This window comes from Salegentibacter sp. UBA1130 (genome assembly GCF_002311535.1).
GTDB classification, from domain to species: domain Bacteria; phylum Bacteroidota; class Bacteroidia; order Flavobacteriales; family Flavobacteriaceae; genus Salegentibacter; species Salegentibacter agarivorans.
Map to the genome: position 1 here is coordinate 565782 of NZ_DCAP01000020.1, position 17511 is coordinate 583292.

Below are 17511 nucleotides of genomic sequence, written 5' to 3' on the forward strand. Positions count from 1 at the left end.
AATTTAATCTGGTCTTAGATTCTTTTTTTGTTTTTGTAAGCTACCAACATATCGATAAGAGTGATAGATGCATCTTCCATATCGTTTACAATACTATCTATTTTAGCGATAATATAGTTATAAAATATTTGAAGAATAATAGCCACGATCAAACCAAATACGGTTGTAAGAAGTGCCACTTTAATACCTCCGGCAACAAGAGATGGTTGCATATCACCAGCAGCTTCAATTCTATCGAAGGCGGTAATCATACCAATTACAGTACCCATGAAACCAAGCATAGGAGCAATAGCGATAAATAAAGACAACCAGGAAACGTTTTTCTCTAACTGTCCCATTTGTACTCCACCGTAAGCTACAACAGCTTTTTCTGCCGCGTCAATACTTTCGTCTGCACGGTCAAGACCCTGATAGTAGATAGAAGCAACAGGTCCTTTTGTATTTCTACAAACTTCCTTAGCAGACTCTACACCACCACTATTTAAAGCGTCTTCTACATCTCTAGCCAATTTTTTGGTGTTAGTTGTAGAAAGGTTTAAAAAGATAATTCTCTCTATGGCAACAGCCAAACCAAGAATTAAACATAAAAGAACAATCCCCATAAATGCAGGACCACCTTCTATAAATCGTTTTTTAAGTTCCTGATGAAAACCAAGAGTTTCTTCCTCTGCCTCATCTGCGGCAGCTGCAGCCTCTTCATCTTGTACAAAGTTTACAATTGTACCAGGTAATGTGTTAACATTATTGGCCGCATTAAGGTTTCCGGCTCCAAGTACCATCACCGCGGCGATTACCAAAATAGAAAATAATCTTTTCATTACTGTTTGTCTTAATTTAATTAGTTAAAGGGTTAAAGATATAAAAATAAATTTTTAATAAAAATATAATAATTATTGCAGAGAGGAAGGGATTCGAACCCTCGATACGCTTGTGGCGTATACACACTTTCCAGGCGTGCGCCTTCGACCACTCGGCCACCTCTCTTTCTTAACGTTTTCTAAACGGTGCGCCAAATAACGAAAAAAAATATACTTCGTCAAGCATCTGCCGTTAATTTTATGACATTTCCCCTCTAAGAGAAGTTTCAAAGATAGTTTTAAACACTTTAGGAGACAATTCTTTTCCTAAAAGATACATTAATTTTGCAACCGCAGCTTCAGTACTAATATCTTTGCCAGATACCACCCCTATTTTTTTAAGTTGAACACTGGTTTCGTACTGACCCATAACTACGCTTCCTCCAATACATTGGGTAACATTTACTACGAATAATCCTTCAGAAATTTTTCTTTTTAGAATATCCAGAAACCACTCATCACTGGGGGCATTTCCGCTTCCGTAAGTTTCCAAAACCACTCCTTTTAGACCGGGTTTTGACAACATATATTCTACGGTTTTTGCATTTATCCCCGGAAAAATCTTTAAAATAAGCACTTCATTATTAAATCCTGTGTGCAATTTTGTTTTTTGTCGGCGATTTGGACGCCATAAAGCATTGTAATTAACAGAAAGATATACACCAGATTCAGCTAAGGGATGATGATTTAACGAAGCAAAAGCCTGAAAATGTTCGGCATTAATCTTTGTAGTTCTATTGGCGCGATATAATTTATATTCAAAATAAAGCCCAACTTCAGAAATAACCGGTTTTCCATTCTTCTGTAAACCGGCAATTTGAATACTGGTAATAAGATTTTCTTTAGCGTCTGTTCTTAAATCTCCAATAGGTAATTGTGACCCGGTAAAAATAATGGGTTTGGTTAAATTCTCAAACATAAAACTAAGCGCGGATGCTGTGTAAGACATAGTATCGCTGCCATGCAATACCACAAAACCATCGTAGGTTTCAAAGTTTTCATTAATTGTATTGGCAACTTTCACCCAGCATTCCACATTCATATTAGAGGAATCTATAGGATCGTCAAAACTTAGGGTGTCTATTTCGTGCTCCAGAATTTTAAGCTCTGGAATATTTTGTAGTAATTCATCAAAATTAAAGGCTTTAAGGGCTCCAGAATCATAATCCTTAATCATACCAATGGTCCCCCCGGTATAAATAAGTAAGATTTTAGCTCTTTTCTTCATATAGCGCTTCTTTATTTATTACAGGATTTGCATACATTAATAAATAACTGTTTAGTTCCAGGGAATTTTTTACATCTACCCTTCGGCTAAGTCGGCGCTCAAACTGCCTTTTTTCTTTATCTGAATATTTTTCAGCGTAAGTTCCTGAATTCTTCAACAAATCGAAAGCAATATAATTTGCCGGCCACAATTTGTAATTTTTATAGATATGTTCATCTACTTTAGATGCCACGGCTTTAAGCTGTGCATTTAAAGAAGAATGTTCATTTTCAATCTTTTCAAAAACTTCTTTACCAAGCACTTTTCCAGCACTTATATGAATACGCCCTTTATTGCCAAGAGCACCTTGCATAATAGAATTAAAATCTTCGTTAGCCGATTTTACATATTCTTCTTTCATTCGTTTGGCAAGAAGTTCGGGCATTTTTAAAATATCGGTAGGATCAAATTCATAAGAAATCGCTACCGGAACAATTTTTAGTTCGGCAAAATACTCGGCCAGGCTTTTTTTGCCTTTAGCCATAGCAAGCATTTTTAATACTCCTTGTTGAGTGTAATCGCTGCCATCTTTGGTTCTACCCTCTCGCTGCGCCATCCAAACCGATCTACCTTCTTCCAGGAGCAACTGCTTTATATATTCTGAAAGTACCATGGAACTTTTAAGCATTTCCCTGGGGCTAAGTCCGCGTTTTACCAGGAAATTCCTGTTTAAGCGGGATAGGGCCATGAGAAAAGGCTTTTGTACCAGATTATCTCCAATAGCTGAAGCCGTCATAATAAGATCCTGCTCATACAAAGAAGTATTCAGCAAGGAAGTATCCAGAATAATGTCGCGATGATTGGATATATAAAAATAAGGTTGATCGCTGTCTAATTTTTCAAAACCATTGTAAGTAAGTCCTTCCGTACTTTTTTCAATAACTTTTAATACCGAATTATAAATTACTTTAGTTTGAAAATCCCTAATAGAATGGCATTCTCCTATAATTGCAGCAATTTCCCCTGAACTTTTCTCAGGAAACGTAAACTGCAACAGTGTTTTAAACATGGGATGTCTCATGTGCTCCTGCAAGGCAGGTTGCACCTCATTCTCGTTGTAAAACCTTATGTCTTCAAATTCTTTCACGCAAAATTGTGTTAGCTAGGCAAATGAACAAATTTTAATTTTAACCTCCTTTATATCCCAAATATATCTTTTGAATTCTGAGTAGTTATTTCAGCAATTTCGGCTAGTGGTTTTTCATATATTTCAGCAAGTTTTTCTGCTACTTTTATAAGATATTCAGGTTCGTTACGCCTTCCACGGAAAGGCGTTGGGGACAAATACGGCCCATCGGTCTCCAAAACGATTTCTTTAAGTGGAATTTCATTCAGAAATTTATCTATTTTTCCATTTTTAAAGGTAACTACCCCGCCAATTCCGAGTTTCAGGTTATAAGAAAGAGCGCGTTTCGCCTGCTCCAGGTTTCCGGTAAAACAATGAAAAATCCCAAAAAGATCGTCGCTTTTTTCTTCTTCTAAAATATCAAAAATCTCATCAAAAGCCTTCCTACAGTGAATTACTATGGGAAGCTTGTATTTTTTAGCGAGTTTTATTTGCCTTCTAAAAGCTTCCTGTTGAATTGCCAGTGTACTTTTATCCCAATGCAAATCTATCCCTATCTCACCTACGGCATAAAACCTTCTTCTTTCAAACTGCTCTTCTACATGTATTAATTCCTCTTCATAATTCTCCTGCACGTGGGTTGGATGCAAGCCCATCATTAAAAAAACATTTTCTGGATACCTGGCTTCCAACTCGTACATAGCCTCGGTAGTTTCAGAATCTATGGCCGGAAGAAAAAACCGTTCAATATTTTGCTGAAAGGCGTTTTCTATAAGTTCGTCACGGTCTTTTTCGTAATCTTCGCTATAAAGATGTATGTGCGTATCGGTTAAAATCATAAAAGCAAAAATAATTTATTTTGAAGACCTATCTTTGCGAAAAACATAAAGAATGTCATCTTTAAAAAAATTCCTAAAAGAAAAAGGTTTTAAACGCATAAAACTGAAATACACCAAAACCCAACACCTGGAATTGGTAGCCAAAATTAATAATATTGAAGGAAACTTTATCCTGGATACAGGAGCTTCCAGCACTTGTGTAGGCCTGGAAGCGGTAGAACATTTTAAACTTCTTGCCGAAGATAGTGATATTAAAGCTGCGGGTGCAGGTGCCACCAATATGCTCACACAAATTGCCCAAAAAAACCGAATTGAAATAAAAGGTTGGAAAAAGAAAAAAGTAGACCTGGTGCTATTTGATTTAAGGCATGTTAACGAAGCTCTTATTAATCACGAAGCCGAAAAAGTTCACGGTATTATTGGTGCCGATATTTTAAAGAAAGGGAAGGCTGTAATAGACTATAAAACACCTTCTCTTTATTTAAAATAGAATTTTATAAAGGGGAATTATCCCCTTGATTCGCGAACGCCTGTTAGCTAAGTTTGATTAAATTAATGTTAGCAATGCCTGTAGTGTCTAAAAATAAACTTCGCGACCAACTCCTTTATATTATATTAAGCATCTTCGTGGTATGCGTTTTATTTTTAAACATCTTAAATTTATTTTTGTTTTAATTTATTATTTAAAAATTGAAAAGGCAGCCGTGTGGCTGCCTTTTTTGTTTTATATGTATTCTAATGCTTAAAGCTCCAGGGCTCTTTTTACATCGTTATCCATCAATAATTCTTCAGGGTTTTCTATAGCTTCTTTAATTGCTACAAGGAAACCTACAGATTCTTTTCCATCAATTATTCTATGATCGTAAGAAAGGGCTACATACATAATAGGACGAATTTCTACGTGACCATCTATAGCCACAGGACGTTCTACAATGTTGTGCATTCCTAAAATTGCACTTTGCGGCGGATTAATAATTGGAGTAGAAAGCATAGAACCAAATACTCCACCATTTGTAATAGTAAAAGTACCACCGGTCATTTCATCTACGGTAATTTTCCCGTCACGGGCTTTAGTAGCTAAACGTTTTACCTCATCTTCTACTCCTCTAAAACTAAGATTTTCAGCATTTCTTATTACCGGCACCATTAAACCTTTTGGACCAGAAACCGCTATACTAATATCTTTATAATCAAAACTTACCTGGTGATCGCCATCTATCATAGAATTCACACCTGGATATTGATCTAGTGCACGAACCACGGCCAATGTAAAGAAAGACATAAAGCCAAGACTTACGCCGTGCTTATCTTTAAATTCCTCTTTGTATTTCTTTCTTAAGTTGAAGATAGGCTGCATATCTACTTCGTTAAAAGTAGTAAGCATCGCGGTATCATTTTTAACTGAAACCAATCGAGAAGCTACCTTTCTACGCAACATAGACATTTTCTTCTTAGACTCCCCGCGTTTTCCTTTACCCGGGCTTCCCATAGAAGCTTTTGCCTGTACAGCATCTTCTTTAGTTATTCGGCCATCTTTTCCACTTCCTTCTACATCCTTAGCATCAACGCCTTTTTCGTCAAGGATTTTTTTAGCAGCAGGAGACGGACTACCTTTTGCATGAGAATCCTGTTTTTGAGAAGGTGTTGAAGATTTAGAAGGTTCCTGGGTTTTAGCCTCGGCCTTATCCTTATCTTCTTTTTCCTTTTTATCTGAAGAATCATCTTTAGACTCTTCTTTATCTTCTTTAGATTCCTTTTTATCATCACCTCCACCAGGCTTTTCAGCTTCGGTATCGATTAGACACACCACTTCTCCTACAGCCACAGCATCACCTTCCTCGGCTTTGAGCGTGATAATACCGCTGGCTTCAGCCGGAAGTTCCAGTGTAGCTTTATCGCTATCTACTTCTGCAATTGGCTGATCTTTTTCTACGTAGTCGCCGTCTTCAACTAACCATTCGGCTATTTCAACTTCGGTTATAGATTCTCCCGGAGAAGGAACTTTCATTTCTAAGGCCATGATCTTTGTTTTTATTTTTTATTGTTATTTCCGCGAAAGCGAAAACCTTAAATTCTATATTAATTTATTCTTCTAAATTTTTGTCAAAAACACTTGCAATCACTTTATCGTGACGCTTTTTAAATCTTACAGAACTTCCAGCAGCCGGAGAACCATAAAATTTTCTACTGCAAACCCTAAAGTTTTTAGCTTCATCAAAATGCAATAACATATGCCCGTAAGCCCCCATATTTCTTGGTTCTTCCTGGGCCCATACTACATCATCTGCATTTTTGTATTTCTTGATCGCTTCTTTCATTTTTTCAATAGGCAGCGGGAATAATTGCTCCACACGTACTAAGGCTACATCGTCACGATCGTTTTCTTCTTTATATTCCAATAAATCGTAATAAAATTTACCGGTACAGAAAACTAAAGATTTTACGCCTTTAACTTTCGCTTTTGGATCGTCTAATACAGGCTGAAAACTTCCCTCTGCAAAATCTTCTTTAGTTGAAATTACTTTAGAGTGTCTTAGCAAACTTTTTGGAGTAAAAATAACCAATGGTTTTCTAAAACCTGCTTTCATCTGCCTACGCAAGATATGGAACATATTGGCCGGTGTAGTAACATCTGCCACATACATATTATCTTTTGCACAAAGTTGCAGAAAACGCTCCATTCTGGCTGAAGAGTGTTCTGCACCCTGGCCTTCGTAACCGTGAGGTAAGAAAAGCACCAATCCGTTTTGTAATTTCCACTTATCTTCTGCAGCAGAAATATACTGATCTATCATTATTTGCGCACCATTTACGAAATCTCCAAACTGGGCTTCCCAAATAACCAGGGTTTTAGGACTTGCCATAGCATAGCCATAATCAAACCCCATTACGCCGTATTCTGAAAGCGGGGAGTTATACACAAAGAAATCGCCATCTCTGCCCTCTATATTATTATGAAGAATAATTTCTTCTTCACTATCTTCTACTTTTACAATAGCGTGACGGTGAGAGAATGTACCTCTTTCACTATCCTGACCGCTAATTCTAATATTATACCCTTCTTTCATTAAAGAACCATAAGCGAGATGCTCGGCCATAGCCCAATCCAGCTTATTATCTTCAAAATAAAGTTGATTACGCAGGTCTATAATCTTTTTCACCTTACGCATAAACTTCTTATCCTCGGGTAATTTAGAGATCGCCTCAGCCACTTTATCAAGATCTTTTATCTTGTAGGTGGTATCAAACTCCTTCATCATTTCCTCTTCACGCACATTATCAAAACCTTCCCACTCATCGTACATAAAAGGAGTGATCTTGGTGGTTTCTTCTTTCCTGGAATCTTCTAAATTCTCTTCAAGATCTGCCTTATACTCTTCTTCAAGCTTTTTAAGGTAATCGTCGTCTATAATATTTGCCGATTTAAGTTTTTCGGCATAAATATCCATCGCATTTTTATGTTTTGCGATGGCTTTATATAATTTAGGCTGGGTAAATTTAGGTTCATCACCTTCATTATGCCCGTATTTTCTATAACCTAATAAATCTATAAATACATCACGCTTAAACTTCATTCTAAAATCTAAAGCAAATAAAATCGCATGAACTACAGCTTCAGCATCATCAGCATTAACGTGCAATACTGGAGAAAGCGTTACTTTCCCAACATCGGTACAATAGGTTGACGATCGCGCATCAAGGTAGTTTGTGGTAAATCCAATTTGGTTATTTACAACAATATGAATGGTTCCGCCGGTTTGATAACCTTCCAGCTTAGCCATTTGCACAAGTTCATAAACAACTCCCTGCCCTGCAATAGCGGCATCACCATGCACAAGTATAGGAAGCACTTTCATATTATCACCACCATAATGCCTGTCTTGCTTGGCTCTTGTAATACCTTCTACAACAGGTCCTACCGCTTCTAGATGCGAAGGGTTTGGCGCTATATTTATGTTTATTCCTTTTCCATTATCTGTAAGTCTACAGGAAGTCCAGCCCAGGTGATATTTTACGTCTCCATCAAAGATATCCTGCTCATAATCTTTTCCGTCAAATTCGCTAAAAATATCTTTAGCGCTTTTTCCGAATATATTAGTAAGGGTATTTAAACGCCCACGGTGGGCCATACCCATTACAAAATCTTTTACCCCATAATCTGCTGCTTTTTCAATAAGCGCATCTAAGGCCGGGATTAAACTTTCTCCACCTTCTAGCGAGAAACGTTTTTGACCTACATATTTTCTATGTAAAAATGATTCAAAGGAAACGGCCTGATTTAACTTCTTCAGGATTTTCTTTTTTTCCTCATCACTAAAGTTAGGATGATTCTCATTCTTATTCAGCTTATCCTGAATCCATTGAATTTCTTCAGGTTTCCGAATAAACATATATTCTATCCCGATAGATTCACAATAAACTTTTTCAAGATGTTTTATTATATCCCGAAGCGTGCTGGGCCCGATGCCAAGCATCTCCCCGGCATTAAATTTAGTATCCAAATCGCTTTCTTCCAGGCCAAAATTCTCAATACCTAAGGTTGGGCGATATTTGCGGCGCTCTCTTACCGGGTTTGTTTTGGTAAACAAATGGCCGCGGGTTCGGTAACCATCTATAAGTCTAATTACCTTAAATTCTTTTGTAACGTGTTCGGGAATTTCTCCTTCCTGGAAATCTACTGGAGCTTCTTCCATAGTTTCCGCAGAAACTCCGTTTTGTTGCATTCCAAAGTCAAAACCTTGAAAAAAAGCCCTCCAACTGGGCTCTACACTATCGGGGTACTGAAGATATTGATCGTAAAGTTCGGCGAAATATGCCGTATGTGCAGCATTTAAAAATGAAAATCTATCCATAATTTGAAACTAATGTTTCTTTTGAGTGTAAAACACAGCAAAAATACAATTTTTAGCAAAAACAGGGGGTAGCAAACTATATATTTATCTTATGAATTATAAGAAGTTTAACATAGTAGAAACTTCAGGATGTCCCCAAAATTGTTTATTGTTTGCAAATACATTAGGTGTAACCGCCTAAAAATTAAGAATCTCTCAATCGGGATTTTGCCGTAAATTAGACCTTACGATTCATAAGCATTTCCCCGAATTGTCTTAACGGAATTTTTTTCTCTTCAGCAATTTCAATTTTATCTAAAACATCAAAAGCTTTATTGGTATATTTTTCTATTTCCTGCCGCGTTAATTCTGCAGCGCCACTACTTTCAAAAAGATTTTTAACCGCTTCTATTTTTCCTGAAGTTTCTGCCGGATTAATCGTGTATAAATGCTCCAACTGCTGGGCTTCACTTGCTCCGGAAGTTTCCAGAGCTGTTAAATAAAGGAAGGTTTTCTTGTTTTCAATAATATCACCACCGGGTTGTTTTCCAAATGTCTCTGGATCTCCAAAAGCATCTAAATAATCGTCCTGAAGCTGAAATGCAATTCCCAACAAGCGTCCAAATTCGTAAACCGCTTCTTTACATTGCGTAGAAGTGCCGGCCACTATGGCTCCCATTTGCAAGGAAGCCCCAACCAGAACCGCGGTTTTAAATTCTATCATTCTTATATAATCCTCTATGGCAACATCATCCCGGGTTTCAAAATCTATGTCATATTGCTGGCCTTCACAAACCTGAATAGCTGTTTTGGTAAATAAACGCGCTAATTCTTTAAAAGTTTCGCCTTCATAATTTTCAAAAAGCTGATACGCATTTATAAGCATGGCATCGCCAGAAAGAATTCCGGTATTTATATCCCAGCGTTCGTGAACAGTTTCCTGGCCACGTCTTAAAGGCGCATCGTCCATAATATCATCATGAACCAAAGAGAAATTATGAAAAACCTCTATGGCAAGTGCGGCATCTAATGCCTTTCTATAGTCTGCCTCAAAAATATCGGTGGCCATAAGTACCAAAACAGGCCTTAAGCGTTTACCCCCCAAACCCAGAATATACTTCATAGGTTCGTAAAGATTTTCAGGCTTTCTTACCTGCATTTTAAGATCTAAATACTCCTGGAAAGCTTCTCTATATTCAGCAACAGACTTCATACCAAAAAAATTTTCCGGCTAAAATACATAATTGAGCGTACTTCAAATTCTATAAGAGAAGTTAAATTACTAAAAACTAAGGAAACTTTTGTTGTTTTTTAAGTTTCCTTGCTTTAGTTTTGCACGAAATTACAGAAAAAGTGAAAGAAGATATTTTAAAAAATGCAGCAGACCTCTTTCTAAGACTCGGTTTTAAAAGTGTAACGATGGATGACATTGCGCAACAAATGGCTATCTCAAAGAAAACCATTTATGCACATTTTAGCACAAAAACCAAGTTAGTGAAGGCTACAGTAGAGTATTTAATTAAAGAAATTGAGCAGGGAATTAGCATTCTTAGCGCTAAAAAATTAAATCCTATTGTAGAATCTTATGAGATGAAAAAGTATGCCATGCAAATGCTGAAAAATGAAAAGAGTTCCCCTCAATTTCAGCTAAAAAAGTATTATCCCGAGGTCTATTATCCGCTAAGGGACAAACAATTTGAAATTGTACAGCGTATTGTAATAGACAACCTGGAACGAGGCATTACTACCGGTCATTACAAGGGCGACATTCCTATATCTTTTGTAAGCAGAATTTACTTTGTGGGAATGCTGGGTATAAAAGATAAAAACCTCTTCCCAGAAGACGAATACAGCAATGCAAAATTGATGGACTATTTTTTAAGATACCACCTCAACTCCATTTGCACACAGAAAGGTTTAAATACCCTGGAAGAATTAATTAAAACTAATAAGCAAAAAAATGAAATTTAGATACCTGCTAATTTTACTGATTTCGCTAAGCAGCATAGCTCAGGAAACTCCGGAAGATTACAGTTTTTCACTGGAAGAAGCTATACAGTTTGGCCTGGAGAATAATTATTCTTCAATAAACGCGCAAAAAGATGTTGAAATTGCCCTGAAGCAAAAATGGGAAATTATTGCCCAGGGATTACCCCAGGTAAGTGCCACCGGCGATTACCAAAACAATTTAAAACTACCCGTACAATTACTTCCCGCCGAAATTGCAGGAGGAGAACGCGGCGAATTTATCCCCGTTACTTTTGGCACAAAGCACAACGTAAACGCCACTGCCACCTGGAACCAGTTAATTTTTGACGGTTCTTATATTGTAGGAATTCAATCGGCCAAAACTTTGCTTCAAATTTCTGAAAATGCGAAAACAAAAACCGATCTCGAAATAAAGAAAGCAGTAATTAATGCCTACGGAAATGTTTTACTGGCGGAAGAAAACGTAGCTATTCTTCAAAAAAACGTGGAAAACGTTCAGAAGAATTACGATGAAACCAACGAGATCTATAAAAATGGGCTCGCCGAACAGGAAGATGTAGAACAGCTGGAAATCACATTGCTTAATTTAAAAAATAACTTAAGCAGAAGTAAACGGATGCGAGACATCGCTTACGAAATGTTTAATCTAACACTCGGGATTCCGGTAGAAATACCTGTGAATCTAACCGAAGAATTAGACACTTTAGCAATGCAATATTTTGATTTGGAACTTTTACAGGAAGAAATTCCGGTAGAAGAAAATATAGATTATCGTATTGCCGCCAATACTGCCGATTCCCGGGAAATAGAAGTGAAATTAGAAAAATCTAAAGCGCTGCCTTCTTTAAGCGGATTTCTAAATTATGGAGTTCAGGGCTTTAGCCAGGAGTTTACCTTTTTTGATGAGGACCAGGAATATTTTGGCCAATCTATTTTAGGGGTGAGTTTAAATATTCCCATTTTTAGCAGCGGTATGCGAAACTCCAGAACTCAGCAAAAACAAATTGCCTACGAACAGGCAATGGTAGAACTGGAACAAACTGAAAATGAAGTAAAACGCCAAATAAATTCAGCTAAAAGTGATTACGAATTTAGCCTTGAGAACTACCAGGCCCAAAAGAAAAACCTTGAATTGGCCGAAAGGATAGAAAATAAAAATCAAATTAAATTTTTTGAAGGAATTGCCAGCAGTTTTGAGCTTAGCGAAGCACAACGCCAACTTTACCAGGCGCAGCAAGACTTTTTGCAATCCATGCTGGATGTAATAACTGCCAAGGTAGAATTAGAAAATCTATTGGATACCAGAAAATATAACAATGAAGATTAAATATACCCATCAAATATTAAGAATGAAAAAGTTAGCTGTTTTATTAAGTATTCCACTTCTATTGCTTTCCTGCGGAAGCAATGAGGAAGGAAAATCTGTAGAAGAAATTATAGAAAATGAAGATCTTGCTGAAATTAGAGCCAAGAAATCTGAATTAAGTCAGCAACAAAGTGATCTTACTCAAAAGTTAGACAAACTGGATCAGGCTATAGACCGTTTAGATAAAACCCGGCGTTTAGACCTGGTAGAAATTCAACAAATTAGCGATACTTTATTTAAGCATTACGCCGAAGTACAGGGAGATGTAGCTACCGATGAGAACATTGTAATTTATTCTGAATTTTCAGGAATTCTGCAAGATCTTCGGGTAGAAGAAGGCCAACAGGTAAATAAGGGACAGGTACTTGCTAAAATTGATGACGGCGGACTTTCAAGCGAATTGGCTCAATTGGAAACCCAGGCAACTTTAGCCAAAACCACTTTTGAACGCCAGAAGCGTTTATGGGAACAAAATATTGGATCTGAAATGCAGTATTTAGAAGCTAAAACCAATTACGAATCTATGCAGAATTCAGTAAAAAGATTACAGTCACAGCTGGATAAAACTATTGTAAGAGCACCTTTTAGCGGTATTATAGACGAAGTACTTACCGAGCAGGGCGAAGTTGTAAGCCCTGGACAAAGTCAGTTATTCCGTTTAGTAAGCCTAAAGAATATGTATGTAGAAGCTGCTGTACCAGAAAATTATCTAAATACTGTGGGAAAAGGTACCGAGGTAATTGTAGAAATTAGTTCCCTGGATCGTGAATTTGAAGGTGAAATTAGAAGGGTTGGAAACACTATTAACCCTAACAACCGTTCGTTCAGTATTCAGGTTGCAGTTCCCAATGAAAACGGGATGATAAAACCAAATCAAATCGCAACCATTAGATTAAACGATTATACTGCAGAAAACGCCATCGTAATTCCAGAGAATGCTTTGCTTAAAAATTCGCAAGGAGAAAGTGTGGTATTCACGCTTCAGGAAAAAGAAGGAGAAGAAAATATTGGTACTGCAAAAAGAAAGATTGTAGAAACAGGATATTCCTATAATAATAAAGTAGAAATAACCAACGGATTAGAAACAGGTGAAACCCTGATTGTGGAAGGTGCAAAAAACCTTAGAGATGGTCAGGAAATTAAAATAAGAAACTAAGCTGCAATGAATTTAGATAAAGAATTTAAGCTTTCGTCCTGGGCCATCAATAATAAAATGACGGTATATGTAATTATCGCCATTATTATGATTGGCGGGCTCATGTCGTACTACAATATGCCAAGGGAAACCTTTCCCGAGGTTGTGGAAACCAAAATTTATGTTAGCTCAATTAACCCCGGGAACTCTGCCGAAGACGTAGAGAAATTCATCACCGAACCGCTCGAAGAAGAGTTTAATGATGTTGCGGGAGTAAAAGAGATTTCTTCTTCTACTTTCCAGGATTACTCCCTGGTAATTGTAGAATTTGAAGAAGATGTTGAAGTAGAAAGTGCCAAAACCAAGGTAAAAGACAAGGTAGATATGGTAAAAGCCGAAACTACCTGGCCTACTTTAGATAATGGCGCAAAAGTAGAACCCAATGTGTTCGATCTTAATATTTCCGAAGAACAACCTATTCTAAACATCAACCTAACGGGAGATTATACCGTTCAGCAGTTAAAGGAATATGCCGAATACCTTCAGGAACGCATAGAATTACTTCCGCAGATAAAAGAAGCGAGTATTCGTGGTGCTGAAGAAATGGAGGTTGAAATCGCAGTAGATATCTATAAAATGACGGCTTCAAAAGTTAGTTTTTCAGATATTGTAAATGCCGTGAGTGGTGAAAATCGAACAATTTCGGGTGGAAATGTAATTACCAGCGGAGTACAGAAAAACATAAGGATTGTTGGGGAAATTGAAGATCCCAGCGAGCTCGAAAATGTTGTGGTAAAAACCGATGGTGGTAATATTTTCCTTCAGGATATTGCTAAAATTAATTTTAGGGAAAAAGATGCAACCACTTTTGCCCGGGAATATGGTGACCCGGTGGTGATGCTGGACGTTAAAAAACGTGCCGGTAAAAACATGATCGAAGCCGTAGACCAGATCAAAGAAATTGTAAAAAAAGAGCAGAAAGAATATCTGCCGGAGAGTTTACACATAAGCCTTACTAACGACCTTTCTACCAACACCCGAAGCCAGGTAGACGACCTGGTGAACAACATTATTTTTGGGGTAATTTTGGTGGTTTTGGTCTTAATGTTCTTCCTCGGGTTTAGAAACGCATTGTTTGTCGGGATTGCGATTCCTTTATCTATGTTCCTCTCCTATATTATTCTTTCCAGTATGGGATATACATTAAATACCATGGTACTTTTTGCCCTGGTCATGGGGCTTGGAATGCTTGTGGATAATGGTATTGTGGTGGTAGAAAACGTCTATACATTAATGGACGAAGGTATGCCGCGAAAACAGGCTGCAAAACAAGGTTTAGGTGAAATTGCCTGGCCAATTATTGCTTCAACCGCTACAACTTTAGCTGCTTTTTTCCCACTGGGACTCTGGCCGGGTATAATTGGTAGTTTTATGGTAATTTTCCCAATTACCTTGTCTATAGTTTTAGGTTCTTCTCTTTTTGTCGCGCTAATCATCAACTCGATGCTTACCTCCCAATTTATGAGAACCGAAGAGGAAGAATTCACAAAAAAGAGGCTTATAAAAATAAGTTCTATTCTCGCAGTATTTGGAGCACTACTCTTAATAGTAGGTTTTGTAGTAGATGCAGGGGCACTTAGAGCTTTTGGAAATATACTAATCTTAGCTGCTATTTTACTTTGGGTATATAAATATTTTATTTCCAAAGGTGTGGAGTATTTTCAATACACGGCACTAAAAAAAATGGAAAATGCGTATGAAAAAACCCTGAAATATGCGCTACGCGGAAAGAAAGCTTATCTAACGTTTTTTGGAACCTTACTCCTACTGTTCGTTTCTTTTGTATTGATTGGCCTGGTACAACCAAAGGTTTTATTCTTTCCTGAAAATGAACCAAACCAGGTTATCACTTATATTGAATATCCTCAGGGAACCGATATTCATAAAACCAACGCCCTTACCAAAGAGGTGGAGCAACGCATTTTTGACGCTATTAAGCAGTACGAAGATGAAGATGGTTACAACTTTATGGTAGAGTCAGCCATTTCTCAGGTTGGTGAAGGTGCAGGAAATCCTCAAACCGATGGTGGCCAACAAAATGAAATGCCACATAAAGCCAAGGTCACGCTTTCTATGCGTGAGTTTACCGAAAGGCGTGGTGTGAGCAGTAGCGAAGTTCTATCTGAAGTTCGGGAAGCCGTTCAGGGATTCCCCGGTGCTTCTATTGTGGTAGAAAAAGATGCTGCCGGCCCACCCACGGGTTATCCAATAAATATGGAGCTTAAAGGTGAAGATTATGAACAAATGCTCCTGGAGGCTGAAAACTTACGTTCCTACGTTAACGATCTTAGTATCGCCGGAATCGAGGAACTTAAAATAGACGTTAACAAATCTAAACCCGAATTAAGTGTAAATGTAGATCGAAGAAAAGCGGGACAGCTTGGAGTGACTACTTCGCAAGTAGGACAAACTTTAAGAAGGGCTATTTATGGCGAAGAGGTTTCTACATTCAAAGAAGGTGATGATGATTACGAAATAAACTTAAGGTTTGCTGATGAATATCGTTATGATGAAAACGTATTATTCAACCAGCCAATTACCTTTAAAGATCAGAACACGGGAGAAATAATTCAGGTGCCAATTTCTTCTTTGGTTACTACAGAATCTGCCTCTTCCTTTAGTTCTATTAAAAGAAAAGATCTGAAAAGGGTAATAACCCTCTACTCAAACGTGCTTCAGGGTTATAATGGCAACGAGATTGTGGGCCAGTTAAAAACAGCGCTTAGAAGTTATGATCTTCCAAAAGATATCACCCTGGAATTTACAGGTGAGCAGGAAGAACAGGAAGAGAACATGGCTTTTCTACTTAAAGCTTTGCTTATCGCGATGGGTGGAATCCTGCTTATTCTCGTGGCACAATTCAACTCGCTGTCTAAACCAATTATCATTGTTATGGCAGTGGTATTGAGTTTGGTGGGTGTTTTCCTTGGACTTATTATTTTCCAGATGGATTTCATTATTATTATGACGATGATGGGGATCATCTCCCTCGCGGGGATTGTGGTAAATAATGCTATTGTACTTATTGACTATACACAAATTCTTATAGACCGGAAAAAGCGCGACCTGAATTTAGATGATGATGATTTACTTACCCGTGAGCAGTATTATGACTGTATTGTGAGAGGTGGAAAATCGAGGTTGCGACCTGTATTACTTACCGCAATTACTACCGTACTTGGTTTAATTCCGTTGGCAGTAGGATTGAATATAGATTTCTTTAGTTTGTTCACAGATTACGATCCAAAAGTATTTATTGGTGGTGACAACGTGATCTTCTGGGGGCCACTGGCCTGGACGGTGATCTTTGGGTTGGTGTTTGCCACCTTCCTTACACTGGTTGTAGTTCCCGTGATGTTTTACCTGGTAAACAGAGCCAAGGTTAAAACCGCTGATAAGCGCCAGGAGCGAAAACAACGAAAACTGGAAGCAAAAGCTTAAAAACTGAAAACCCCGAAGCAGAAACTTCGGGGTTTTTACATATTTACAGGATTGCCCTTATTTCTGGTGTATTGTTTAAAAATTATCTTAAAAAGGTAAATGTACTCTTCTATTGTTTTTAGAAGCGTTTTAATCAATAAAAACAGGAAATTATGAAAATCAATAGTCAGAATTACCAATTAAAGAGTTTCGTCATTTTGATAATGTACTTTCTTTCTTGCGGAGTTTTTGCCCAGGAAACAACTGAAAATTCAGTTTCATTTACAGAAAATGATTCGAATTTGGAATGGGGTGCCTGCCCAGATTTTATGCCCGATGGGTGTAATATTGCAGTGCTACACGGAAATCCCGCTGAAAAAAATGCAGATATCTTTTTTAAAGTTCCTGCCAGTGCCAATATTCCAATGCACACCCATACGTCTCCCGAAAGGATGATTCTTGTCTCGGGCCAAATGGAAGTAACATATGAAGGAGAGAAAACGCAAACTTTAAAAGAAGGTTCGTATGCCTATGGCCCGGCTAATAAGCCTCATTCAGCAAAATGTGGCGATGCGCCGTGCGTGCTTTTTATCGCCTTTGAAGATCCTATAGATGCAATGCCGGTAGAGAAAGATTAAAAATAACTTTAGTCAAACAAAAAAGAGGCTGTCTGAAAAGGC

Annotated in this window: 13 protein-coding genes and 1 tRNA gene; 6 read left to right on the plus strand and 8 right to left on the minus strand. The window is 37.6% G+C overall.

Translation table 11 applies throughout. The annotated features are described in order from the left end of the window. Positions 1-14: 14 nt before the first annotated feature. The 5 genes from B4F31_RS07945 to B4F31_RS07965 form a co-directional block, all read right to left on the minus strand. The gene (locus B4F31_RS07945) at positions 15-818 is read right to left on the minus strand and encodes a MotA/TolQ/ExbB proton channel family protein (RefSeq protein ID WP_075325126.1); all 804 of its coding nucleotides are present in this window, start codon (positions 816-818) and stop codon (positions 15-17) included. A gap of 78 nt (positions 819-896) precedes the next feature. Next, a tRNA-Ser gene (locus B4F31_RS07950) sits at positions 897-984 on the minus strand. Positions 985-1056: 72 nt separating this feature from the next. Further along, positions 1057-2085 (minus strand): asparaginase, encoded by a 1029-nt coding sequence (locus B4F31_RS07955; RefSeq protein ID WP_075325127.1) that lies wholly within the window; start codon positions 2083-2085, stop codon positions 1057-1059. Beyond that, the gene (locus B4F31_RS07960) at positions 2069-3211 is read right to left on the minus strand and encodes a 1-acyl-sn-glycerol-3-phosphate acyltransferase (protein WP_093306452.1); all 1143 of its coding nucleotides are present in this window, start codon (positions 3209-3211) and stop codon (positions 2069-2071) included. Before B4F31_RS07960 ends, B4F31_RS07955 begins: the two co-directional genes overlap by 17 nt. Before the next feature lie 50 nt (positions 3212-3261). Next, complete coding sequence (locus tag B4F31_RS07965; RefSeq protein ID WP_177195731.1) at positions 3262-4029, minus strand: TatD family hydrolase; 768 nt, start codon at positions 4027-4029, stop codon at positions 3262-3264. 52 nt (positions 4030-4081) lie between these two features. Here B4F31_RS07965 and B4F31_RS07970 point away from each other — a divergent pair, with 52 nt between their 5' ends. Continuing rightward, positions 4082-4519, plus strand: a complete 438-nt coding sequence (locus B4F31_RS07970; RefSeq protein WP_075325130.1) for a retropepsin-like aspartic protease — start codon at positions 4082-4084, stop codon at positions 4517-4519. Positions 4520-4771: 252 nt separating this feature from the next. On the opposite strand, the gene odhB is transcribed toward B4F31_RS07970, so the two are convergent. The 3 genes from odhB to B4F31_RS07985 all read right to left on the minus strand — a co-directional run bounded on the left by odhB (position 4772) and on the right by B4F31_RS07985 (position 10074). Beyond that, complete coding sequence (gene odhB / locus B4F31_RS07975; protein ID WP_075325131.1) at positions 4772-6049, minus strand: 2-oxoglutarate dehydrogenase complex dihydrolipoyllysine-residue succinyltransferase; 1278 nt, start codon at positions 6047-6049, stop codon at positions 4772-4774. A gap of 64 nt (positions 6050-6113) precedes the next feature. After that, the gene (locus tag B4F31_RS07980; protein WP_286761029.1) at positions 6114-8882 is read right to left on the minus strand and encodes a 2-oxoglutarate dehydrogenase E1 component; all 2769 of its coding nucleotides are present in this window, start codon (positions 8880-8882) and stop codon (positions 6114-6116) included. A 217-nt stretch (positions 8883-9099) separates the two neighbouring features. Beyond that, entirely contained in the window at positions 9100-10074 is a 975-nt protein-coding gene (locus B4F31_RS07985) for a polyprenyl synthetase family protein (RefSeq protein WP_075325133.1), read from the minus strand. Between the two features lie 119 nt (positions 10075-10193). Here B4F31_RS07985 and B4F31_RS07990 point away from each other — a divergent pair, with 119 nt between their 5' ends. From B4F31_RS07990 to B4F31_RS08010, 5 genes are all read left to right on the plus strand, one after another. Continuing rightward, a complete protein-coding gene (locus B4F31_RS07990; RefSeq protein ID WP_286761030.1) occupies positions 10194-10832 on the plus strand; it encodes a TetR/AcrR family transcriptional regulator in 639 nt (212 codons plus the stop codon). Beyond that, positions 10822-12177 carry a TolC family protein gene (locus tag B4F31_RS07995; RefSeq protein ID WP_075325134.1) on the plus strand — a complete coding sequence of 452 codons (1356 nt, stop codon included), beginning with the start codon at positions 10822-10824 and terminating at the stop codon, positions 12175-12177. The genes B4F31_RS07990 and B4F31_RS07995 overlap by 11 nt, the downstream gene beginning before the upstream one ends. Positions 12178-12199: 22 nt before the next feature. Continuing rightward, positions 12200-13372, plus strand: coding sequence for an efflux RND transporter periplasmic adaptor subunit (locus tag B4F31_RS08000; protein WP_075327866.1), 1173 nt, complete (start codon positions 12200-12202; stop codon positions 13370-13372). A gap of 6 nt (positions 13373-13378) precedes the next feature. Next, positions 13379-16852 carry an efflux RND transporter permease subunit gene (locus B4F31_RS08005; RefSeq protein ID WP_075325135.1) on the plus strand — a complete coding sequence of 1158 codons (3474 nt, stop codon included), beginning with the start codon at positions 13379-13381 and terminating at the stop codon, positions 16850-16852. A gap of 152 nt (positions 16853-17004) precedes the next feature. Next, on the plus strand, positions 17005-17469 hold the full coding sequence (locus tag B4F31_RS08010) for a cupin domain-containing protein (RefSeq protein WP_075325136.1): 465 nt from the start codon (positions 17005-17007) through the stop codon (positions 17467-17469). The last annotated feature ends 42 nt before the right edge of the window (positions 17470-17511 follow it).

Coding starts and splice junctions, on each gene's coding strand:
- B4F31_RS07955 (WP_075325127.1), bottom strand. CDS start 2,085: ATGAAGAAAAGAGCTAAAATCTTACTTATTTATACCGGGGGGACCATT.
- B4F31_RS07995 (WP_075325134.1), top strand. CDS start 10,822: ATGAAATTTAGATACCTGCTAATTTTACTGATTTCGCTAAGCAGCATA.
- B4F31_RS07980 (WP_286761029.1), bottom strand. CDS start 8,882: ATGGATAGATTTTCATTTTTAAATGCTGCACATACGGCATATTTCGCC.
- B4F31_RS07970 (WP_075325130.1), top strand. CDS start 4,082: ATGTCATCTTTAAAAAAATTCCTAAAAGAAAAAGGTTTTAAACGCATA.
- B4F31_RS08005 (WP_075325135.1), top strand. CDS start 13,379: ATGAATTTAGATAAAGAATTTAAGCTTTCGTCCTGGGCCATCAATAAT.
- odhB (WP_075325131.1), bottom strand. CDS start 6,049: ATGGCCTTAGAAATGAAAGTTCCTTCTCCGGGAGAATCTATAACCGAA.
- B4F31_RS07945 (WP_075325126.1), bottom strand. CDS start 818: ATGAAAAGATTATTTTCTATTTTGGTAATCGCCGCGGTGATGGTACTT.
- B4F31_RS08000 (WP_075327866.1), top strand. CDS start 12,200: ATGAAAAAGTTAGCTGTTTTATTAAGTATTCCACTTCTATTGCTTTCC.
- B4F31_RS07985 (WP_075325133.1), bottom strand. CDS start 10,074: ATGAAGTCTGTTGCTGAATATAGAGAAGCTTTCCAGGAGTATTTAGAT.
- B4F31_RS07965 (WP_177195731.1), bottom strand. CDS start 4,029: ATGATTTTAACCGATACGCACATACATCTTTATAGCGAAGATTACGAA.
- B4F31_RS08010 (WP_075325136.1), top strand. CDS start 17,005: ATGAAAATCAATAGTCAGAATTACCAATTAAAGAGTTTCGTCATTTTG.